Genomic DNA, 21,522 nt, shown 5'->3' with positions numbered 1-21,522 from the left:
GAGCGGAGGATGAATCTTTTTCTCATCGGCTTCATGGGATGCGGGAAGTCCTCCCAGGCACCGCTTCTTTCCGAGCGCCTGGGTCTTCCCGTGATGGAGATGGACCGGGAGATCGAGGAGAGGGCGGGGATGACGATCCGTGAAATCTTTGAGCGCTTCGGGGAGGAGGATTTCAGGATGCGGGAGAGCGGGCTTCTCCGGGAGCTCGGAGACAAAAGCTATGTCGTCTCCTGCGGGGGCGGGCTTCCGCTCCTTTTGGGGAATCGGAGAATGATGCGGGAGAGCGGGAGGGTGATCTACCTCACGGCCGCCCCGGAGACGATCCTGAAAAGGCTCGAGAGGGGGAGGGAAGAACGCCCGCTCCTCCGGGGAGGGGCCGGGCTTTCCGAGATCCGAAGCCTCATGGAAAGCCGGGAGAAGCATTACCGGGCGGCGGCGGATTTTCTGGTGGCGACAGACGGGAGAAGTCCGGAGGAGATCCGGGAGGAGATTTTGAGCCTTCCTCCGTTTTCCGGATAATGCGGCAGATCCTATCTTCTCCTCGGCCGGGCTCTTAAGGCAGAAAGACATTTTTTTAGGTTCTGATCTGACAGATTCGACAGAAAATTTCCGAGCTGCGGTCAAATTGCACCCTGGTTTTGCAGGATCCTTCTTTTGCTTGTCGTATCTGCACATTGTCAAAGAAATCCGTGCATGATACTCTGAACTTAACTTTCCATTATGCTATCAAAGGGGGATAAGATGGAAGAGTACAAAAAGGCTTTACTTGCGCCGTGCAAGCCCATGGGACTTCCCTGGTGGCTTGCACTTATCATCGTGGTACTCACATATATCAGTGTGAACCGCGGCACCCTGTCCACGGATCTTGCGGGCTGCTTCCTTCTGATGCTCAGCATCGGGATCGTCTGCGATCAGATCGGAAACCGGCTTCCGATCTGGAATACCTATGTCGGAGGCGGCATCGTTATGACCTATATCGTCTCCGCCGTTTTGTTCAGCTATAACTGCATTCCGGATAAGTATGTCACGGCGATCAGCACCCTGATGGATGATTCCGTGAAAATGCTGGTGAACGGGACGGAGGCGAAGGCGGTCGGATCGGACTTTCTCTCCTTCTTCATTATCTTCTTGATCACCGGCTCCATCATCTCCTTGGACCGGAAGCTTATGATCAAATCCTTTATCGGCTACATCCCCTCCATCTTCGGAGGCTTGATCGGAGCAGCGGTCTTCGGGGTTCTCGGGGGGCTGCTCTTTGGTGTCACGCCGGCCATGATCCTCATTAAGTATGTGCTTCCCGTCATGGGAGGCGGAAACGGAGCGGGCGCTGTGCCGCTCTCCCAGATCTATGAGTCTGTGACCGGGGATAATGCGGCGAATTATTACAGCTTTGCGATCGCGATCCTGACGATCGCCAATGTCTTTGCGATCATCTCCGGTGCGCTCTTAAAGAAGCTCGGCGAGGCAAAGCCCGATCTGACCGGAGGAGATGGGGCGAAGGCCCGGCTGATGCGGGAGGGGCACTTCGACGCGGATGATTCCAAGCTCGCAAAGCCCAGCCTCGGGGACTACGGCGGAGCGATCCTCCTGGCCTGCGCCTTCTATGCCCTCGGAAGACTCTTCGCGAAGGCCATTCTCCCGGAGATCGGAGGCGCTCCGATCCACCAGTTTGCCTATGTGATTCTCTTTGTCGCGCTCGCCGCTCTGACCGGCATCATACCGGACAATATCCGAAACGCCGCGAAGACGCTTCAGAGCTTCTTCACGAAGAATCTCATCAATATCATCATGGTCGGAGTTGCGGTGGATACGAATATCCATGATCTTCTCGCCGCCTGTACCTTTTCCAATGTGGTGATCGCAGCGCTCATCGTGCTCGGCTGTATCATCGGCTCTGCGCTCATCGGTTATCTGGTTGGTTTTTTCCCGATCGACACCGCGGTCACTGCCGGACTTTGCATGGCAAACCGGGGCGGCTCCGGAGATCTCGCTGTGCTCGGCGCGGCGGATCGGATGTCTCTGATCCCCTATGCGCAGCTCTCCAGCCGTCTGGGAGGAGGGATCGTCCTGGTCATCGGATCCTTTATCTTCGGACTGCTTCTGAAGTGAGGAATTTCCCGGTCCCCCTTCGGAGTTTCGGGGCGGGTCGGCTGTTTCGGAACCTTCTTCACTTCCTCCTCACTGATACGGTTTCTCAGGGAGGCATGGCCGCTTTGGCGGCTGTGCCTCCCTTTTTGCAGAGTCTTGCTATTTTCCGATGGGAGCGCTATAATCTGGGATGTACTTTAGCGATTTAAAGCTTTTAAGCATACAAGCGAGCAGAGAGGAAGGCAGGAGGAGAGGATTATGGATTTACGGAGACGGGCGGCGCTGCCGCTTTTATCCCTGGCATTGACAGCGCTTTTGCTCGGGCTTTCGCCGTTTTGCGGTTTTTCGGCGGGACAGGAGGTTCTTTCTTCGAAGGGCCAGGAGACGCTCTCTTCGGAGGAGCAGCGGGAAGAGAAGAGCTCCGCGGGAGAAGAGGAGAGCGGAGCTTTATCTTCGGGAGAGCGGGGAGAGGAGGAGAGGCCGCAGACCGGAGAGAGCGGGACATCGGAAGACGGCGGAGAGAGGGAGTACCGGGTCGGGATTTTGCAGCTCATTCAGCACCCCGCTCTGGACCGCGCCAATGAGGGCTTTGTGCAGGCGCTCTCGGATTCCGGCCTCCGCTTTCACATCGATCAGCAGAATGCCTCCGGGGATCAGTCGGCCTGTCAGACGATCTCCGATAAGTTCGTGGGGGATCGGGATGATCTGATCTATGCGATTGCGACACCGGCGGCGCAGGCCGCCGCGGCCGCGACGACGGAGATCCCGATCGTCCTTTCCGCGGTGACGGATCCCGCGGCCTCCGGACTGGTACAGAGCAATGAGCATCCGGGAGGAAATGTCACGGGGACCTCGGATCTCACGCCCGTGGAGAAGCAGATGGAGCTTTTGAAGAAGCTCTTTCCGGAGACAAGGACGGTGGGGATTCTCTCCAGCAGCTCGGAGGCGAATTCCGCGATCCAGGTGGAGCTTGCGGAGAAGAGCTGCGCGGAGCTCGGTCTCGAGACGAAGAGCTTTTCCGTCTCCTCCTCCAATGAGATTCAGACGGTGACAGAGTCCATGATCGGAAAGATCGATGTGCTCTATGTTCCGACGGACAATATGATTTCGGCCGGAATCGCGACGGTAGCCGCTGTCACGACGGACCATGGGATTCCGATCATCGTCGGGGAGGAGGGAGAGCTTGTGGGAGGAGGGCTCGCGACCTACGGCGTGGACTACTACGAGCTCGGCTATCTCGCGGGACAGCAGGCGATCTCCATCCTAAAGGATGGGAAGAAGCCGGGAGATATCCCGATCGAGCAGCTCCCGGAGGAGAAGCTCAAGCTCAAGATCAATCAGGAGCAGGCGAAGCTTCTCGGGCTCTCGATCGATGATGAGCTCCATGTCACGAAGCTTTCGGAGCAAAGGAGCGGGAACGGCTTTCTCGCCTCTCTCCTCGGCGCGGCCGCCCAGGGTCTGATCTGGTCTCTCATGGTGCTCGGCGTCTACATTACCTTCCGGATTCTGAATATCGCGGATATGACGACGGACGGCTCCTTCACGCTCGGCGGCTGTGTCTGCGCCATGCTGATGCTTTCGGGAGTGGATCCGACGATCGCCCTGCTCTTGGGCGCGCTTTCCGGGGGCCTCGCCGGGGCAGTGACCGGAGTTTTGCACACCTTTTTCGGAATTCCGGCGATCCTCGCGGGGATCCTGACGCAGATATCACTTTGGTCGATCAATCTTCGCATTATGGCAAACAAGTCGAATCAGTCTGTGAACCGGATCGCCTCGGACATCACCTTTTTCGCGGGACGCTTCGGACTGACGCAGTCGGAAGCGACGCTCGTCGTGGGCCTCCTCGCTGCCATCCTCGCTGTTCTCCTTCTCTACTGGTTCTTTGGGACGGAGATTGGCTCCTCTCTCCGGGCGACCGGGAACAACGAAGACATGATCCGGGCTCTCGGGGTGAACACAAACAGCGTGAAGCTTCTCGGGCTCGTCATCGCGAATCTCTTCGTCGGGCTCTCCGGTGCCCTGGTAGCGCAGTCCACGAAGTATGCGGATGTCAATATGGGGACCGGCGCGATCGTCATCGGACTTGCGGCGATCGTCATCGGTGAGGTGCTCTTTCGGAAGGTTCGAAATTTCGGGCTGAAGCTGGGCTGCTCCGTTCTGGGCTGCATCATTTACTTTATGATCCGCGCTCTCGTGCTGCGGCTTGGAATGCGGGCCAACGATATGAAGCTGCTCTCGGCCTTCATCGTCGGACTTGCGCTCTGTGTGCCGGTCGCTCTGTCGAAGTGGCGGGAGAAAAAGTCCTATCGGGAGTACAGCGCGGAGGATGAAGAGGAAGCGGAAGGAGTCGGGGAAAATGCTTAGGATAACGAAGATCCGGAAGACCTTTCACAGAGGGACGGTCAATGAGAAAATGGCGCTCTGCGGCGTGAGCCTTTGTCTTAAGGAAGGCGATTTCGTGACGGTGATCGGGGGAAACGGCGCGGGGAAATCCACTCTCTTAAATATGATCGCGGGCGTTTACCAGCCGGATTCCGGCGTGATCGAGATCGACGGGACGAATATCACGAGGATGCCGGAGCACCGGAGGGCGAAATATATCGGAAGAGTATTTCAGGACCCGATGAAGGGGACCGCGGGGGATATGCAGATCGAGGAGAATCTCGCCCTCGCCTATCGGCGGGGGGAGAGGAGAGGCCTCCGCTGGGCCGTGCAGGAGAAGGAGAGAGAGCTCTACCGGAAGGCACTGGGCAGGCTCGAGCTCGGACTCCAGGGCAGGATGGGAACGAAGGTGAAGCTTCTCTCCGGGGGACAGAGGCAGGCGCTCACCCTCCTCATGGCGACGCTGAAGCGGCCGAAACTGCTGCTCCTCGACGAGCACACGGCGGCTCTGGACCCGAAGACCGCATCGAAGGTCCTGGAGCTTACGAGGGAGATCGTCGAGGAGGACAAGCTCACGGCGCTGATGGTCACGCATAATATGCGGGATGCCATCGCGATCGGGAACCGCCTCATCATGATGCACGGCGGGTCCATCCTCTACGATGTCTCCGGAGAGGAAAAGAAAAGGCTCACGGTGGAGGAACTCCTCCATAAATTCGAAGAGGCCTCCGGCGGAAGCTTCGCGAACGACCGTATGATCCTCTCAAAATGAGAAAGAGCGGTCCTTATATTTGCTCCTGATGTTTTCCTGTCCGACGCAGCACGCTATCACTCCGACGGCCCTGTTTTTCGGCGGGGAGACTCGGAGCGCAGCTGATAAAATATGCGGACAGGCAGAGCTCATCGAGTTTATCTTATTAAGGGGGCCATATAGTATGCCGCAGCTTGCCGCTTCCTTTTCCTAAGGAAGAAAAGGAAGCGGCAGAAAGAAAGGGAAGGGGCGAAAGGAAGGAGGACTGGAAAAAGTCCGCAGAATTATGTTATGATTCCGGTGTCGAAGCTCTCTCCTCCGCGGCAGGCTCTGATATTCCTTCAAAGCGCCCGGCGGCAGAGAAGAACAGAGAAGATTCGGAGCAGAACTTTCTATGAAGATACCAAGGATCAGGTTTCGTTTCGGGGGGACCGGCAGGCCGCTGCTTCCCGCCTCCCTTTTCCTCACCCTTCTTTTCCTTATACTCCTCTTCCTCGTCCGGGGAGGGGCGCTTTCCGGGAGAGGCGCAGGGAAGGAGGCCGGATCACTCTCCTCCCGGGAGGGGCCTGCGACCGCCTCGGAGATCAAGAGACTTTCCGGGCAGCTTCTCGCGGAGGAGATGAAGCAGGCGCTCTCTAATTACCAAAATCTTGGCATCATACAGTGCGCGTCTTACATTAACTTCCGCTCGAAGCCGAACCAGACGGATATCACAAATATCATGGGCATGCTGAAGGACGGAGCGGCTGTGGATATCGAGGAGATCGATCCCGAGGGCGCGCAGGGCTGGGCCCATGTGAGATCCGGAGGGATGGACGGCTATATCTCGACCTCCTTCCTCTTGGGCGGAGAAGAGGCGAAGGAGAAGGCGAAGACGCTGCTCGCCCCCAGGGCGAAGGTTCTCGCGGATAAGCTCAGGATCCGTTCCACACCGGAGATCAGCGACGGAAATACGGTGGGCTCCGCTGCGGCGGGAGAGACCTACCAGCTGATCGGGAGAGCGGGCCGGGACTGGGTTGAGATCACCGTGGATAATATCGACGGCATTTCCTCCGCCTACATGTCCGCGGACCCGGAGAATGTCTCCCTGGACTACGGTCTCGACGAGGCGAGGTCTCTCAACTTAAAGCAAAAGGTCTTAAATCTCTATGACCGTCTCGGGGTCTCAAAGGCGGGGGATTATATCAATATCCGTTCGAGTCCGGAGGAGGACGGCATACGAAATATCGTCGGCAAATTCCCGGGCTTTGCGGGGGGCAATATTCTGGGAGAGGAGAACGGCTGGTACAAGATCCAGTCGGGAGCCGTGACGGGCTATGTGAAGGCGGAGCTCGTTGCGACCGGGGCGGAGGCGGAGAGACTCGCCGTTGACAATGCGCAGGTCATGGCGATCGTCAATACGAATTCCCTCAATGTCCGCTCCGAGCCGAGCACGGAGTCCAGGGCCTGGACGCAGATCACAAAGGATCAGAGGTATCTGGTCGTCAATCAGCTCGACGGATGGGTGCAGCTCGACCTGGACAGCGGGGATGACGACGATGGGGAGCAGGGGGCCTATGTCTCTACGAGGGACAACAATGTCTCCGTCACCTACGGGCTCCAGGAGGCTGTAGAATATCATCCGGCGCTGGAGGCGGCGAATGCGGCGATGGAGAGGCGGAACCAGATCGTAAACTTCGCCTGCCAGTTTGTCGGGAACCGCTATGTCTGGGGAGGGACATCCCTCACCCATGGCGCGGACTGCTCGGGCTTTACGCAGTCCGTCATGAAGAATTTTGATATCTACCTTCCGAGAGTTTCGAGGGAGCAGGCCAGGACCGGTGTCAAGGTGGACAGCGGCAGCATGCGGCCGGGCGATCTCATCTTCTACGCAAACCGCTCCGGGAGGGTGAACCATGTCGGGATCTATATCGGAAACGGGCAGGTCGTAAACGCGGCGTCCAGAAGATCGGGGATCCGGATCTATCGCTGGAATTACCGGACGCCGGTGGCGATCCGAAATGTCATCGGAGACTGAGGCGCCGGAGAGCGGGAAATGAAAGGTGACTTTTCCTATGCTCTGTGCTAGGATATCCGAAGTGAGAATTTTTTGTCAGCCGGCTCAGGCTGGAAAGGTGAGGTAGAAGTGATGGAAGAAGAGCGGGAGAAAGAGATGATGACATCGGACGGGAAGGAAATTCCCTCCATGGAGGATTATAAGGAGGAGCTGGAGGAGTCCCTCCGCAGCCACAGGCAGCAAAAGAGAGCGGACATGGCCCAGTGGGAGAAGATCCTGGATGATTATGAGAATAAGATTCCGGTAGAGGTAGAGATCCAGGAAGCGGTGAAGAGCGGCGTGACCACGACTCTCGAGGGGATTCGCGCCTTCATCCCGGCCTCTAAGCTCTCCCTCTCCTTTGTGGAGGAGAAGGATCTCCCGAACTGGGTCGGAAAGCGGCTTACGGTGAGAGTCGTCACCGCGGAACCCGAGGGGAACCGGCTTGTTCTCTCCGCAAAGGAGCTTCTCCGGGAGGAGGCCGAGAAACTGCGGGCGGAAAAGGCCGCGAAGCTGGAGGTCGGATCTGTGCTGGAGGGGAAGGTTGAGAGCCTGAAGGATTACGGCGCCTTTGTCGATATCGGGGACGGCGTGACCGGGCTTTTGCATGTCTCCCAGATCTCCCAGAGGAGGATCAAGACGCCGGCGGATGTCCTGAAGGAGGGGCAGAGCGTCACAGTCAAGATCACGGCGATGAAGGACGGCCGCATCAGTCTCTCCATGAAGGAGCTGGAGAGCGAGAGAGCGGACAGGGAGGAGAGGAGAGAGCGGGAGAACTTCCGCGAGAACTACCGTGAGAGCGGCGCCGTCACAACGACGCTGGGAGAGCTCATGAAGAAAAGCGGTTTCCGCACCTGATCGTTCAGAAGCTCCGCTTTTTGCCGTACCATTCCAGGAAGCTGTGCTTTACGCCGTTTTCCCGGACGGCGAGAACCGTATTTAAGGATACGTTCTCCATGGATTTAAAAAGATTTTTTTCGATGAAGGGGTTCGTCCTTTTGAGACTTGCGATGAGCCTCTTTGTCTCAAGCCGCTTGGAGCTGCTCGTGCCGTCGGTCTGACAGCTGCTGCAGCTCTCGGTGAACTTGCAGGCGCACTGGATAAAGTTCAGATGGTTTTCGTCCCGCCAGCGGAGGATATCCTCCTCCCGGATCAGGTAGAGGGGGCGGATGAGCTCCATGCCCTCGAAGTTTGTGGAGCGGAGCTTCGGCATCATGGCCTGAAACTGGCCGCTGTAGAGCATGCCCATCAGTACGGTCTCGATCACATCGTCATAATGGTGGCCGAGCGCAATCTTGTTGCAGCCCAATTCCCGGGCCCTCCTGTAAAGCCAGCCGCGCCGCATCCTGGCGCAGACATAGCAGGGGGATTTTTCAATGTGAAAAACCGCGTCGAAGATCTCTGTCTGGAAAAAGCGGAGCGGGATGCCGAGGAGGGCGGCGTTTTCCTCGATGATGCGGCGGTTCGCCTCATTGTAGCCGGGGTCCATGCATAAAAAGACAAGTTCAAAGGGGAACTTATTATGCCTTTTTACCTCCTGAAAGAGCTTCGCCATGAGCATGGAATCCTTCCCGCCCGAGATGCAGACGCAGATCCGGTCTCCCTCCTCCACAAGCTCATAATCATTCAAGGCCTTTGCGAAGGGGGTGTACAGCCTTCTTCGAAAGCGCTTTCGGATGCTTTCCTCTATCTCTCTCCGGCGCTCCTCCGGGCAGAGCTCCCTCTGTATTTTCCGGAGCAGCCATTCCCCATAGCCTCCCCTCAGGCTCCAGGCGTCATAGCCCTGCTCAAGGAGCAGCTCCGCGGCCTGCCGGGAGAGGGAGCCGTATTTGCAGTAGAGAAGAAGACGCCGGTCTCTCGGGAGTCCATGCTCCCCATCGGCGATCCTTTCGATATCCATCCGGACGGCATCGGGAAGCTTTCCCTGCCGGAAATCCTCCTCGTCCCGGATGTCGATGCTTCTGTATGAGGAGCGCGGCCAGCTCTCCAGTTCCTCCGCGCTGACTTCCCTTGTAAGATCCTCCATCGATACCTTCCCTCCCCGACCGCAGCTTTCTATTTTCTTCTATCTTTCTTTCAAATCCTCCGGACAGCATAACAGTTTTTTTTCGGAAAGAAAAGACACCAATCTTGCCAGGCAGGAGCCTGCTTGTTATCATAGCGTAGAAGTCTGCCATCAGGCAGACTCGGAGCGTCCTTGACCACTTCTCGGAGAGAAGTGTCTCCCGAAGGGAGATCGGCTGAAGCCTCCCGGGCGAAGCCGAGTCGCCGGGGCGGCAGCGCGGACAGACAAAATGGCCGGGGCGTCAGACTCGGAGCGTTTAAGTATCAGGGCGGAAGTATCGGCGCGAGTCTTTGGGGAATAGAATGGAAGAGAAGAGGGAAGAAGGAGAGAGGTGTTTTTCCGAGGATCCTTCCGGGATTCTGTCCTCCTGCCGTCTCTGTCCGAGGCAGTGTGCTGTGAACCGCCTCCTCGGGCAGAGGGGCTTTTGCGGGGCCTCCGCGAAGCTTTTTGTGGCGAGGGCCGCTCTCCATTTCTGGGAGGAGCCGTGCATCTCCGGTAAGGAGGGGAGCGGGGCCGTGTTTTTCACAGGCTGTGCCCTTCGCTGCGTTTTTTGCCAGAATTCTGCAATTTCCCGGAGAGAGGGCGGGAGAGCGCTTCGCCCGTCGGAGCTTTCGGAGCTTTTTCTCCGGCTGCAGAAGGAGGGGGCAAACAATATCAATCTCGTGAGTCCGGATCACGAGATCCCTCTGCTGGTCCCCGCGATGAGGGAGGCGAGGGAGAGAGGGCTCCGGATTCCCTATGTGATCAACTGCTCGGGCTATGAGTGCAGACCTCAGCTTCGGCTCCTGAAGGGACTCGCAGACATATATCTCATGGATTTTAAATATATGGATCCTGAGAAGGCTCAGCGCTATTCTGCTGCCTTCGACTATCCAAAGAGAGCGAAGGAGAGCCTCAGGGAGATGACGGAGCAGTGCGGGGAAGCGGTCTTTGATTCCCGGGGGATGATGAGGAGGGGCGTGATCGTCCGCCATCTTCTGATGCCCGGTATGGTGCGGGACGGGAAGGCAATCGTTCGCTATGTCCACGAGCATTATGGGGAGAAGGTATATCTCAGCCTCATGCAGCAGTACACTCCCGTTCCGGGCCTCTCGGCTTATCCGGAGATCAATCGCTGTGTGACAAAGCGGGAGTACGGGCGGCTCTTGGACTATGCGCTCTCCCTCGGAATAGAGCACGCCTTTATCCAGGAGGAGGGCGCGGCGAAGGAGAGCTTTATCCCGGACTGGGACTGGCTCTAAGAGGGAGAAAAGCGGCACAGCGGGGCCGACATTATGTCTGGGACTGACTGGGAGAGGATCCGCCCTGCGGTATTCCTCCGGCGGGGGGACGGAAAGAGAGGGGGCGGTCTTTTTCGAAGGCGTTCACGCTCTGCGGCATCCCTTGCGGAGGAGAAGTGGAAGGAGAGAGGGCGAACGGAGACGGAAGGAGGGCTTTTGATGGGAGAAAGAGCAGAGCGGAAGCTTTTGGATTATGAGATCAGACACCGGGCTTTGGCGAGGCGAGCCGCGGCAGAGGGAATCGTGCTTTTGAAAAATGAGGGAATCCTTCCGCTTGCTGCGGGGCAGAGTCTCGCTCTCTATGGCGCGGGCGCAGTGGGGACCGTAAAGGGAGGAAGCGGCTCGGGAGATGTCAATGCGCGGGAGTCTGTGAACATCTGGCAGGGGCTGAAAAGCGCCGGCTTTACAATCGAAAATGAGGACTGGCTCTCCGACTATGAGAAGCGCTTCCAGGAGGCGAGGCTTTCCTGGCGAGATAGGATTCTCTCGGAGTTTGAGGAAGGGAATGGGAATGATGCGGAATTTTTTGAGATTTATACGAAAAATCCATTCCGCAGCCCAAGCGGCGGAAAAATCGTAAAGACAGAGGCGGACTGCGCGATCTATGTCCTGAGCCGGACCGCCGGAGAGGGAAAAGACCGGAGGAAAGAGCCGGGAGACTATTTTCTGAGTAAAGAGGAGGAGCGGGAGCTCTCGGAGCTTTCAGAGCTCTACCGGGATCTGATCCTCCTTCTGAATACCGGGGGTCCCGTGGATCTCTCCTTTACGGAGCGGCTTCCGAATATCCGCGCGATTCTCTTCCTTTCTCAGCCCGGTATGGAAGGGGGGAATGCCGTCTCGGATATCTTATCCGGCGCGGTCTCTCCCTCCGGAAGGCTCACAGACAGCTGGGCGCTTCGCTATGAGGACTATCCGAACGCGGAGTCCTTTTCCTATCTGAGCGGCGATCTCTCCCGGGAGGAATACAGGGAAGGGATTTATGTTGGCTACCGCTATTTTGACAGCTTCTCCGTTCCGCTTCGCTACGGCTTTGGAGAGGGGCTTTCCTATACGGATTTCGGTATCCGCCTCGAGTCGCTTCGCTTTTTGGAGGGGGAGGCGGAGTCCGCGCTCTCCTATGGATCCACGCTTCTCTCCGGACTTGGCCTGCAATCCGGGGATCAGGAAAATCGGAGGGAGCAGGCGGAGTCTGCGGGGGTGGAGCCGGCCCTGGAGCTTTCGATCCGGGTCGAGAATACCGGCTCCCGCTATGCGGGGAGGGAGTGCGTCCAGATCTATGCTTCCCTTCCTGCCGGAGAGCTGGAGAAGGAGCACAGGAGACTGATCGGCTTTCGAAAGACTGCCCTGCTCTCCCCGGGGGAGAGTGAGGAATTTTTGCTTCGGATTCCGATCTATCTTCTCGCTTCCTACGAGGAGAAGCGCTCTGCCTATCTCCTGGAGAGAGGCTGCTACGGGATCTGGATCGGCGGAAGCCTCAGGGCGTCGAAGGCGGTCTGGAAGCTTCGGCTCGGAAGAGAGGCTGTGCTTTTGAAGCTTCGCCCGGAGCTTTCGATCCGGGAGGAGCTCTCCGAGATCAGACGGAGCCGGGAAATGCAGGAGAAGCTCTGCGCGGCCTGGGAGGAGCTTTCGCTTCCGGAGACGGAGCTTCCGGCGGAGAAGCTCTGTCTTCGCGAGCTCTCCTATCGGGAAGAGGGACCCTTGCCCGGAAGGAGGGCCGCGGAAATCGCGGCGGGGCTTTCGGAGGAGGAGCTCCTTCATCTTGTGACGGGGAGGATCAGAGAACAGGACGGGAAGGAGGCTTTCCCGCAGTCCGTGCCCGGCGCCGCCGGGGAGACGATCGCTCTGGATACTGCGTTTGGGAAAGTGGAGTCGATGATGCTCGCGGACGGCCCGGCAGGGCTTCGCCTGGAGGCAGAGCCGAGGGAAAAGGACGGAAGACTTCTCTCCGGCGGACTTATTTCCGCGCTGGAGTGCGGCTTCTTTCGGAAAGCGGAGGAGAGGGATCCCGCGGAGCGCATCGTTTATCAGTACTGCACGGCCTTTCCGGTGGGGACTCTCCTTGCGCAGAGCTTTGACCCCCGGCTCCTCCGGGAGATCGGAGAGGCGGTTTCCGAGGAGATGGAGCTTTTCCATATCGCGATTTGGCTTGCGCCCGGTATGAACATTCACAGGAATCCGCTCTGCGGGAGAAATTTCGAATATTATTCCGAGGATCCGCTTCTCTCCGGCGTCATGGCGGCCTCCCTTTCTCTGGGGGTACAGGAGAGGAAGGGGCATTTTGTGACGATCAAGCATCTTGCGGGGAACAATCAGGAGGACAACCGCATGGGCTCCGACGATATCGTCTCCGAGAGGGCTCTCCGGGAGATCTATCTCCGCGGCTTTGAGCTCGCCGTGAAAAATGCGGCTCCGGGGGCGATCATGAGCTCCTATAATCTCATCAATGGAGTGCACAGCGCGAATAACCGCGCGCTCTGCACGGAGATCGCGAGAAAGGAATGGGGCTTCCGGGGGCTCATCATGAGCGACTGGGGAACGACGAATATGAGTACAGATGCCGCGCTCTGCACGGCGAGCGGCTGCATCAGGGCGGGGAATGATCTCATCATGCCGGGAGCTCCGGAGGATCTTGAGAATATGAGGGAGGCCCTCCGGAAGGGAGAGCTCAGTCTTGAGCTCCTTCGACTCTCCGCATCGAGAATCCTGGAAGCCGCGGGGAAGACGGAGACAGGAGCGGAAGCTGTCCGGGCGGAGGGAAGGAAAGGCGGGGAGCAGCGATGAAGTATATCATGGCTTTGGATTCCGGTACGAGCAGTGTGCGCTGCATCCTCTTTGACCGGGAGGGGAAAACTGCCGCGCTTTCGCAGCGGGAGATCACGCAGCATTATCCGAAGCCCGGCTGGGTGGAGCACGACGCGGAGGAGATCTGGCAGGCACAGCTCTCCGCGGCGAGGCAGGCCATGAAGAAGCTCGGAATCAGCTGGCGGGAGCTCGCCGCGATCGGGATCACGAATCAGCGGGAGACCACGATACTCTGGGACCGGAAAACGGGACAGGCGATCGGCCCCGCCATCGTCTGGCAGTGCAGGAGGACTGCGGACATGACGGAGCGCCTCCGGGCGGAGCATCCGGAGAGCGCGGAGCTTTTTCGAAAAAAGACCGGGCTCCTTCTGGACCCCTATTTCTCGGGCACAAAGATCCGCTGGATTTTAGACCACACGGAGGGGGCCAGAGAGAGGGCGGAGAGAGGGGAGCTTTGCTTTGGTACGGTGGATTCCTGGCTGATCTATAAGCTCACAAAGGGCAGGGTTCACGTGACGGACTATTCCAACGCCTCCCGGACTCTTCTTTTCAACATCAATACTCTCTCCTGGGACCGGGAGCTCTGTGATTTCCTGGAAATTCCCATGGCGCTTCTCCCGGAGGCGAGACCCTCGAGCTTCCTCTACGGGAAGAGCGAGCCGGAGTTTTTCGGGGGAGAGGTCCCGATCGCCGGCGCGGCGGGAGATCAGCAGGCGGCGCTTTTCGGGCAGACCTGCTTTTTGGAGGGAGAGGCGAAGAATACTTACGGCACCGGCTGCTTCATGCTCATGAATACCGGGGAGAGGCCGATTGATTCGAAAAACGGTCTCCTGACGACGATCGCCTGGGGGATAGACGGGAAGGTGAACTATGCCCTGGAGGGCTCCGTCTATGTCGCGGGGGCTGCGATCCAGTGGCTCCGGGACGAGCTCCGCATCCTGGATCAGTCGCCGGATTCCGAGTACTTTGCGACCAGAGTCAGCGATACCAACGGCTGCTACGTGGTGCCGGCCTTCACCGGGCTCGGCGCGCCCTTCTGGGATCCCTATGCGAGAGGCGCGATCACCGGCCTTACGAGGGGGGTAAATAAGTACCATATTATCCGGGCGACCCTGGAATCTCTCGCCTTTCAGAGTAATGACGTCCTCCGCGCGATGGAGATGGACTCCGGCATCCATCTCTCCTCCCTCCGCGTGGACGGCGGGGCATGCCGGAATGATTTCCTCATGCAGTTTCAGGCCGATATCTGCGGCTCCCCGGTGCGGCGCCCGCTCTGTGTCGAGACGACGGCGCTGGGGGCGGCTTATCTTGCAGGGCTTGCGGTCTCCTTCTGGGAATCCCGGGAGGAGGTGAAAAGGAGCTGGGGCATAGACCGGGAATTTCATCCGAAGATGACGGAGGAGGAGAGAGGAAGGCAGATCCGAGGCTGGAACAAGGCGGTCTCGTCCTGCTTTGGCTGGGCAAAGGACGAGGAAGATGGACAGAAGGGCGGATAAAAAGCCGGACAGAAAGTCGGACAGAAAAGCGGATAGAAGGGAGGATGAAGGAAGAATGCTTAGAGGAAGGGAGCTTGGAATAAGATGAGATTTTTTCACCTCTCCGATCTGCACATCGGACTCAAGCTTTTTAACCGGGATCTCCGGGAGGATCAGGAATATATCTTTTCGGAGATCGCGGATTACGCGAAGAGGGAGAAGCCGGACGCGATTCTCATCGCGGGGGACATCTACGATAAAGCGGTCCCTTCCGCAGAGGCCGTGGAGCTCTTTGACCGCTTTCTCGGCATGCTCCTTCAGGCCGCCCCGGGGACGGAGCTTATGCTGATCAGCGGAAATCACGATAGTGCGCCGAGGCTCAATGTCTTTCGGAGCATCCTTCGGAGGGAGCATGTCCACATGATCGGTCAGCCTCCGAGGAGGGAGGACGAGTTTATGGAGAGGGTCCGCCTGGAGGATTCCTTCGGGGCGGTCAACTTCTATCTCCTCCCCTTCGTCCGGCCCTCCATGCTGACGAAGCTCTTCAAAAGCGAGGAGGCACTCAGCTACGACGACTGCCTCCACCGTCTTTTTTCCCGGGAGAAGATCCGGGAGGAGGAGAGAAATGTCCTTCTCAGCCACCAGTTTTACCTTCCGTCCTCGAAGAAGGCGGGGGAGATCGAGAGGATGGATTCCGAGATCCGGACGATCGGAAATATCGATGCGGTAAAGGCCGATCTTCTGGAGCGCTTTGATTATGCGGCACTCGGACATATCCATAAGCCCATGCGGGTGGGGTCGGAGTTTTTCCGCTACTCCGGCTCCCCCCTCGCTTTTTCCGTGAGCGAGGCGGGGCAGGAAAAGGCTGTCATCCTGGTGGAGATGGAGAAAAAGGGAGAGATCCGCACAGAGCGGCTGCCGCTTCACCCGCTCCGGGAGCTCCGTGTTCTCCAAGGGAACGCGGCGGAGCTTCTGGAGTCCCCTACGACGGACTATGTCACGCTTCTCCTCACGGCGGAGAGCGAGGAGTCTCCGGACATTCGGGACAGACTGCGCGCTGCCTTTCCGAATCTTTTGGAGATTCGCCGCCTTCTCCCGGAGGAGAAGACGAGGCAGTCTCTCCCGCTCGAGGAGGAGAGCGATCCCTTTTCGCTCTGCTGCGCCTTCCTCGGGGATCCGGATGAGGAGGAAAAGAGGATTCTCGCGGATGCCCTGAATTTGATCTGAGAGATTCGGAGTGCAGCCGTGAATTGGCGTGCAGCTATGATTTAGCGCGCGACTGTGATCCGGTGCGCAGCCGTGATTTGGCGCGCAGCGTGATTTGGCGTCTGCTGTGCCTCCTTTTTGGGAAGGAGTGCGCCGGAAGCATTGTCCTTTTATCGGGAGAGCGCCGCTTTTATGGCGGAGAAAAAAAGCGGGGAAAAATCCCCAAAGTGCTGAGAACGGAGAATCTTATGCGCCCTTTGCAGCTTAAGCTCCAGGCCTTTTCCTCCTACGGGAAGGCCGTGACCATCGATTTTACAAAGCCCAATCAGGAGCTATTCCTCGTGAGCGGAAATACCGGCTCCGGGAAAAGCTCGATCTTTGACGCCCTGGTCTTTGCCCTCTACGGAGAAGCGAGCTCCGGGGCGAATAAAAAGAGCGGATCCGAGCTTCAGAGTCAGTATGCGCCGCTTTCCTTAGAGCCCTTTGCGGAGCTTCGCTTTTCGGAGAGGAGGGGGGAGAGGGAGGAGATCTACACGGTGCACCGCGTTCCCCGCCATATCCGCCCCTTAAAAAGAGGACAGGGCTTTAAGGAGGAGAGCGGAAGGGTATCCCTCCTTCTTCCGGACGGGAGCGAGTATCCGGAGAAGGAGGCGGACCGAAAGCTTGTCGAGCTTGTAGGGCTGAGCAAGACACAGTTCATGCAGGTCGCGATGATCGCGCAGGGAGAATTCATGGAGCTCCTCCGGGCGCGCTCTGAGGAGAAGAAGCTGATCTTTCGAAAGCTTTTCGGGACGGAGCTCTATCAGAGACTGACGGATGAGCTTTTAGGGCGCCTCCGGGAGAAGGAGAGAGGACTGGCCGCCCTCTGTACGGAGAGCAGGACAGAGCTCTCCCACCTTCTCGTCCCGGAGGGGGGGAGCTGGCAGAGACTTCTGGATCTTCAGAAGCGTCTCCTCTCAGAGGATGGCCTCTCCGCCGCACTGATGGACGACTTTCTCCGGGGACTGGAGGCGCTGCTCTCCTCCTTGGAGGAGGAGAACAGAGAGATCCTTTCACGCTATGAGAGCTGCTCCCGGGAGAGAAATGAAAAACGGGACCGCTATAAGGAGGGGGAGGCTCTGGCGCGGGCCTTCACCGAGCTCTCGGATGCAGAGAAGGAGCTGTCCGAGCTTAAGAGACTTGATCCTGAGTTTTCGGAAAAAGAGCTTCTCTCCCGGAAGATCCGCTTCTCCTATGAGATCTCCTCCCTCTTTCTCCGCCTAAGAGACAGTGAGAAGAGGCTTTCTCTTCTCCGGGAGCAGGAGACGCGGGAGAGGGAGGCTCTTCCGGGCTTTCTCGAGAGGGAGAGGGCAGAGGAAGCGGAGCACGAGAGGCGGAAGCTCGCCTTCGAGGAGGCGACGAGAGACTATGCCAAGATCAAGGAGAGGGCAGAGGAAGCGATCGAGAGCTTTCAGAGAAGAAAAAGAGCGGAGAAAAAATTCCTTTTGGCGGAGGATGCCCTCAGAAAGACAGAAAAAAGCCTTTTGGAGTTTGCGGGAAAAAGAGCAGAGCTCTCCGGGAAGAAGGAGGAGGCGGAGAGGGAGCTCCGGGAGCTCTCGGATCTTGAGGTCCGGCAGGAGCGCTGGAAAGGGGAGTGGAAGGAGGCAGAGCAGAGAGAGGAGGAGCTTCGGGATCTGGAGAGAGCGCTTCGGGAGCTGAGCCTGCAGGAAAAGAGGGCGAAGGAGCTCAGGGAGCGCTATGACAGGCTTTGCGGAGAGGTTCGAAGGAGAAATAAGTTCTATCAGGAGGCGAGGGAGGCCTTTCTCGATGCGCAGGCGGGAATTCTCGCGAGGGAGAAGCTATGTCCCGGCTCCCCCTGCCCTGTCTGCGGCTCCCTGGAGCATCCTTCTCCCTGCAGGATTCCGAAGGAGAAGAGGATTCCGGGGAGAGAGGAGCTCGAGAAGCTGAGGGAGAGTGTATTTCTCCTGCAAAAGGAGCAGGAGGAGCTCTCCGGAGAGGCCGGGGCTTCGGAGAAGCTCCGGGAGGAGAAAGCGAGGGCATATTCCCGAGCGGTCGAGGAGTTTCGCGGGAGGATTTTTGCGGAGGAAGGGAGCATGGAAAGGGAAGAGGAGCTCTCCGCCTTCTCCTCTAAGCTCCTCCTGGGAAAGGAGAGACTGCTGAGAGAGAGAGCGCGGCTTCGGAAAGAGGGGGAGAGGGCGGCCTCTTTGGAAGAAGGGATCAAAAAGCTTTCAGAGATCCTAGAGAAAGCCGCAGAGGAGGAGAAGAAGGCCGAGAGCGAGCTTCTCTCCCGGAAAGAGGAGCTCAGTGCGGCGAAGGCGGAGCGGGAGAGCTGCCTTTTCAGGAGGCTCTATCCGGATGAAGAGGCCGCGAAGGCGGATCTCAAGAGGGCTTCGGAGAAGCGGAAGGAGGGACAGAGGAGGCTTTTAGAGCAGGAGCAGAGACTTAGAGAGCTGAGGGAGAAAAGGGCGGCCTCGGAGAGTCTCCTTTCCAGCATTCGATCGGAGCTTCCTGCCTGTGATGCGGAGCATAAGGAGAGGAGAGCGGCCTATGAGGGGCTCCTCATCGAAAGGAAGCTCTCTGAAAAAGAGTGGATGGAGGTCTGCGGAGCACATCGAAGGGAGGAGAGCGATGCGCTCGCCTCAGAGCTTAATAGACATGCGGAACGGAAGGCAGCGCTTTCCGGGAGGATCCTCGCCGCGAAAAAAAGCACAGAAGGGAGGGAAAAGCCGGAGCTTTCAGAGCTTCTCCGGGAGAGGGAGGAGGCAGAGCGGCGCTTTCTCCTTCTCTCGGAAAAAAAGGAGAAGCTCTCGATGCTCCTCCTCTCGGACCGCGCTCTCTCCCGGGCGCTCCTTCCCAGGATGGAGGAGCGGGAGAAGCTCTCGAAGGAGGCCTCCCACCTGGAGGGACTTTACCGGCGTCTCTCCGGGAAAAGGAGCGGCTCCCGCATGGATATCGAGACCTATGTGCAGAGATATTTCCTAAGGCGCATCCTTCGAAATGCGAATCTTCGCTTCCGGGAGATGAGCCTTGGACAGTACGAGCTTCGCATGATCCCGGAGGAGCAGGCCGGGGACGGGAGGAACCGGGGCCTGGACTTGACGGTATATTCCTATGTGACGGGGAAGGAGAGGGAGGTCCGCACGCTCTCCGGCGGGGAGTCCTTTATGGCGGCTCTCTCCCTTGCGATGGGGATGGCGGATCAGATCCAGGAGAGCTCTGCTTCGGTGCATCTGGAGCTTATGTTCATAGATGAGGGCTTCGGCTCACTGGATGAGCACGCGAGAGAGCAGGCGGTCCGCGTGCTCCGCGATATGTCCGGCGGGGGAAAGCTTCTTGGCATTATATCCCATGTCTCCGAGCTGAAGCAGGAGATCGAGGATCAGCTCCTTGTCACAAAGGACGCGGAGGGGAGCCATGTCCGCTGGCAGATCAGCTGAGAAAGGCTGAGCCGGAGTTGACAAAACGGGTCGATTTTGACATAATGCGAGAAGACAGAGCAACGGAAGAAGATCTTGTTCTATCGCTTTGGAGCAAGGGGGATCGGTATGAAAAGGAATGGGATTAGGAGGCAGTCCCGGAGAAAGGCGGGCGGGGCGGTGATCGAGCTTCCCGCGGGATACCGGAGAGTACAAAAAGGGGGAAGAGGGCATTTGTTTGCCCCGGCGCTGGCCCTTCTTCTCGTCAGTATAAATCTTCTTGGCGCCGGAAAGAGGATGCAGTCGCAGGCTGTCACCAGAAACGGAAGCTCCTCCGGAGAGAGCGCAAAGGCAGAGGGGGGAACTCAGGTTTTGGATTATCAGAGCCCGGTGGGATCGATTCGCCCCGCCCGCTCTTCCGATTCGCCCATGATCTCTGACTTCGGTCCGATCACGGGAGAGGGCGGCGTCATTGATCTCGGAGTCTTTGAGCTGACGGCCTATGACAGGACGGAGTGCCTCGACGAGGAGGGGAATCTGAACCGGACCTGTACCGGCACGATACCGCAGGCGGGACATACCATAGCCGTGGACCCGACTGTCATTCCGCTCGGCTCCCGGATCGAATTTGACGGTGTCGTCTATACGGCGGAGGACACGGGGGGGAAGATCAAGGGGCGCATCATCGACGTCTACTTTGATACGCACGAGGAGACGGAAGCCTTCGGAAGACAGCGGAAGAATCTGTACCTGATCCGCTGAGCTTTTCTTCCGCTCTCTCGAATAAGCGGGACAGGAGCTTTGCGAAGCCGAAAGAGCGCGCCGGAGAGCGCGCTCTTTCGGCTTTACGGCCCTCCCGCAGAGGAGCTTACCATGGGAAAGGCTGTGAGCCATCGCATTTTGGAGATCCTGCTGGATCTTCTGAAGATGAGTGCCGCGCTTTTGATCGTCGCGGCGTCCGTCTATTTCTTTTTGATTCCGAGCGGGACGTCGGTCTCCAGTATCTCAGGGCTTGCGATCATTCTGCGGCACTTTACCGGGCGCAGCATTTCGGAGCTCACGATGCTTCTGAATATCGCCCTCCTGCTCCTTGGATTTCTGACCTGCGGCAGAGAATTCGGGGCAAAGACGGTCTATGCCTCGATCCTGCTTCCGCTTTTCCTCGGATTTTTCGAGCGTCTTTTTCCGGCGCAGGGCTCCCTCACGGGGGATCAGACTCTGGATGTGGTATCCTACATCTTCACCGTGAGCATCGGCCTTTGCATCCTCTTTAATGACAATGCCTCCTCCGGCGGTCTCGACATCGTGGCAAAGATCATGAACCGCTATCTCCACATGGAGATCGGAGCCGCGATGTCTCTTGCGGGGATGTGCATCGCCCTTTCCTCGGCGCTGGTCTCGGATAAAAAAACGCTGGTTCTCTCTATCTTGGGGACCTATTTCAATGGCATCATCCTGGATCATTTCATCTTCGGACAGACGATGAAAAAGAAGGTCTGCATCATTTCAAAGGAGCAGGAGAGAGTCCGGAGCTTCATCCTCCGGGAGCTCCACAGCGGTGCTACGGTCTACGATATCATCGGGGCCTATCAGCTTGAGAAGCGGCAGGAGCTGGTTACGATTGTGAACCGCCAGGAATTCCAGCGGCTCATGCGCTTCCTCCGGGAGATCGATAAGGAGGCTTTTATCACGGTCTACCAGGTCACGGAGATGCACTATATCCCGAAGGGGCCGCTCTCTCCTCCTCCCGGAGAGCGGATCCCGGGTCCTTCCTCCGGGGCAGAGGGAGAGAAGGACCGAGGCTAAGCTCTCTTCAGAGGAGCCGGGGAGAACGGAGAGGGAAAAGAAAACGGGGATCAGACAGCAAAAAGCCGGATCGGAGGGCCCGGGTCAGACAGCAGAAGTCAGATCGAAAGGCTCGGATCAGGCAGCGGAAGCCGGACGGGAAGACCCGGATCAGGCAGCAGAAGTCAGATCGAAAGGCCCGGACCAGGCAGCGGAAGTCAGATCGGCGCATGGAGG

At 58.2% G+C, this 21,522-nt stretch carries 14 protein-coding genes and 1 pseudogene; 14 read left to right on the top strand and 1 reads right to left on the bottom strand.

What is annotated here, in order from left to right; translation table 11 throughout:
• The first annotated feature begins 9 nt into the window (after positions 1-9).
• From GCWU000341_RS12795 to GCWU000341_RS10680, 7 genes and pseudogenes are all read left to right on the top strand, one after another.
• Positions 10-519, top strand: coding sequence for a shikimate kinase (locus GCWU000341_RS12795; RefSeq protein WP_009216027.1), 510 nt, complete (start codon positions 10-12; stop codon positions 517-519).
• A 222-nt stretch (positions 520-741) separates the two neighbouring features.
• Entirely contained in the window at positions 742-2,109 is a 1,368-nt protein-coding gene (locus tag GCWU000341_RS10705; RefSeq protein WP_155812845.1) for a 2-hydroxycarboxylate transporter family protein, read from the top strand.
• A gap of 237 nt (positions 2,110-2,346) precedes the next feature.
• Positions 2,347-3,465 (top strand): annotated as a pseudogene (locus tag GCWU000341_RS14385) (ABC transporter substrate-binding protein); the annotation flags it as partial.
• Positions 3,457-4,452, top strand: coding sequence for an ABC transporter permease (locus GCWU000341_RS14380; RefSeq protein WP_256364656.1), 996 nt, complete (start codon positions 3,457-3,459; stop codon positions 4,450-4,452). The pseudogene GCWU000341_RS14385 and the gene GCWU000341_RS14380, both read left to right, overlap by 9 nt.
• Positions 4,445-5,242 carry an ABC transporter ATP-binding protein gene (locus tag GCWU000341_RS10695; protein ID WP_040654280.1) on the top strand — a complete coding sequence of 266 codons (798 nt, stop codon included), beginning with the start codon at positions 4,445-4,447 and terminating at the stop codon, positions 5,240-5,242. Before GCWU000341_RS14380 ends, GCWU000341_RS10695 begins: the two co-directional genes overlap by 8 nt.
• Before the next feature lie 373 nt (positions 5,243-5,615).
• Entirely contained in the window at positions 5,616-7,238 is a 1,623-nt protein-coding gene (locus tag GCWU000341_RS10685; protein ID WP_009216020.1) for a C40 family peptidase, read from the top strand.
• 135 nt (positions 7,239-7,373) lie between these two features.
• Positions 7,374-8,114 (top strand): S1 RNA-binding domain-containing protein, encoded by a 741-nt coding sequence (locus GCWU000341_RS10680; RefSeq protein ID WP_242651674.1) that lies wholly within the window; start codon positions 7,374-7,376, stop codon positions 8,112-8,114.
• A gap of 4 nt (positions 8,115-8,118) precedes the next feature.
• Here the strand turns inward: GCWU000341_RS10680 and GCWU000341_RS10675 are convergent, their stop codons facing one another.
• Positions 8,119-9,282: an ATP-binding protein gene (locus GCWU000341_RS10675; RefSeq protein ID WP_009216018.1), complete on the bottom strand. Its 1,164-nt coding sequence runs from the start codon at positions 9,280-9,282 to the stop codon at positions 8,119-8,121.
• Between the two features lie 341 nt (positions 9,283-9,623).
• Here GCWU000341_RS10675 and GCWU000341_RS10670 point away from each other — a divergent pair, with 341 nt between their 5' ends.
• The 7 genes from GCWU000341_RS10670 (at position 9,624) to GCWU000341_RS10640 (ending at position 21,306) form a co-directional block, all read left to right on the top strand.
• Positions 9,624-10,562: a radical SAM protein gene (locus tag GCWU000341_RS10670; protein ID WP_009216017.1), complete on the top strand. Its 939-nt coding sequence runs from the start codon at positions 9,624-9,626 to the stop codon at positions 10,560-10,562.
• 33 nt (positions 10,563-10,595) lie between these two features.
• On the top strand, positions 10,596-13,382 hold the full coding sequence (locus GCWU000341_RS12790; protein WP_009216016.1) for a glycoside hydrolase family 3 C-terminal domain-containing protein: 2,787 nt from the start codon (positions 10,596-10,598) through the stop codon (positions 13,380-13,382).
• The gene (glpK, locus tag GCWU000341_RS10660; RefSeq protein ID WP_009216015.1) at positions 13,379-14,899 is read left to right on the top strand and encodes a glycerol kinase GlpK; all 1,521 of its coding nucleotides are present in this window, start codon (positions 13,379-13,381) and stop codon (positions 14,897-14,899) included. Before GCWU000341_RS12790 ends, glpK begins: the two co-directional genes overlap by 4 nt.
• A gap of 84 nt (positions 14,900-14,983) precedes the next feature.
• On the top strand, positions 14,984-16,105 hold the full coding sequence (locus tag GCWU000341_RS10655; RefSeq protein WP_009216014.1) for an exonuclease SbcCD subunit D: 1,122 nt from the start codon (positions 14,984-14,986) through the stop codon (positions 16,103-16,105).
• Between the two features lie 227 nt (positions 16,106-16,332).
• Positions 16,333-19,521 carry an AAA family ATPase gene (locus tag GCWU000341_RS10650; RefSeq protein ID WP_040654276.1) on the top strand — a complete coding sequence of 1,063 codons (3,189 nt, stop codon included), beginning with the start codon at positions 16,333-16,335 and terminating at the stop codon, positions 19,519-19,521.
• A gap of 108 nt (positions 19,522-19,629) precedes the next feature.
• Entirely contained in the window at positions 19,630-20,262 is a 633-nt protein-coding gene (locus GCWU000341_RS12785) for a 3D domain-containing protein (RefSeq protein ID WP_009216012.1), read from the top strand.
• Between the two features lie 111 nt (positions 20,263-20,373).
• The gene (locus GCWU000341_RS10640; protein WP_009216011.1) at positions 20,374-21,306 is read left to right on the top strand and encodes a YitT family protein; all 933 of its coding nucleotides are present in this window, start codon (positions 20,374-20,376) and stop codon (positions 21,304-21,306) included.
• Positions 21,307-21,522: the final 216 nt, after the last annotated feature.

Source organism: Oribacterium sp. oral taxon 078 str. F0262, assembly GCF_000160135.1.
In the GTDB taxonomy this organism is placed as follows: domain Bacteria; phylum Bacillota; class Clostridia; order Lachnospirales; family Lachnospiraceae; genus Oribacterium.
This window is presented reverse-complemented; position numbering and strand designations above follow the sequence as displayed.

Bases quoted from the DNA above. Each gene is read 5' to 3' on its own strand.
- GCWU000341_RS12795 (WP_009216027.1), top strand. From the start codon at position 10: ATGAATCTTTTTCTCATCGGCTTCATGGGATGCGGGAAGTCCTCCCAG.
- GCWU000341_RS10705 (WP_155812845.1), top strand. From the start codon at position 742: ATGGAAGAGTACAAAAAGGCTTTACTTGCGCCGTGCAAGCCCATGGGA.
- GCWU000341_RS10695 (WP_040654280.1), top strand. From the start codon at position 4,445: ATGCTTAGGATAACGAAGATCCGGAAGACCTTTCACAGAGGGACGGTC.
- GCWU000341_RS10685 (WP_009216020.1), top strand. From the start codon at position 5,616: ATGAAGATACCAAGGATCAGGTTTCGTTTCGGGGGGACCGGCAGGCCG.
- GCWU000341_RS10680 (WP_242651674.1), top strand. From the start codon at position 7,374: ATGATGACATCGGACGGGAAGGAAATTCCCTCCATGGAGGATTATAAG.
- GCWU000341_RS10675 (WP_009216018.1), bottom strand. From the start codon at position 9,282: ATGGAGGATCTTACAAGGGAAGTCAGCGCGGAGGAACTGGAGAGCTGG.
- GCWU000341_RS10670 (WP_009216017.1), top strand. From the start codon at position 9,624: ATGGAAGAGAAGAGGGAAGAAGGAGAGAGGTGTTTTTCCGAGGATCCT.
- GCWU000341_RS12790 (WP_009216016.1), top strand. From the start codon at position 10,596: ATGTCTGGGACTGACTGGGAGAGGATCCGCCCTGCGGTATTCCTCCGG.
- glpK (WP_009216015.1), top strand. From the start codon at position 13,379: ATGAAGTATATCATGGCTTTGGATTCCGGTACGAGCAGTGTGCGCTGC.
- GCWU000341_RS10655 (WP_009216014.1), top strand. From the start codon at position 14,984: ATGAGATTTTTTCACCTCTCCGATCTGCACATCGGACTCAAGCTTTTT.
- GCWU000341_RS10650 (WP_040654276.1), top strand. From the start codon at position 16,333: ATGCGCCCTTTGCAGCTTAAGCTCCAGGCCTTTTCCTCCTACGGGAAG.
- GCWU000341_RS12785 (WP_009216012.1), top strand. From the start codon at position 19,630: ATGAAAAGGAATGGGATTAGGAGGCAGTCCCGGAGAAAGGCGGGCGGG.
- GCWU000341_RS10640 (WP_009216011.1), top strand. From the start codon at position 20,374: ATGGGAAAGGCTGTGAGCCATCGCATTTTGGAGATCCTGCTGGATCTT.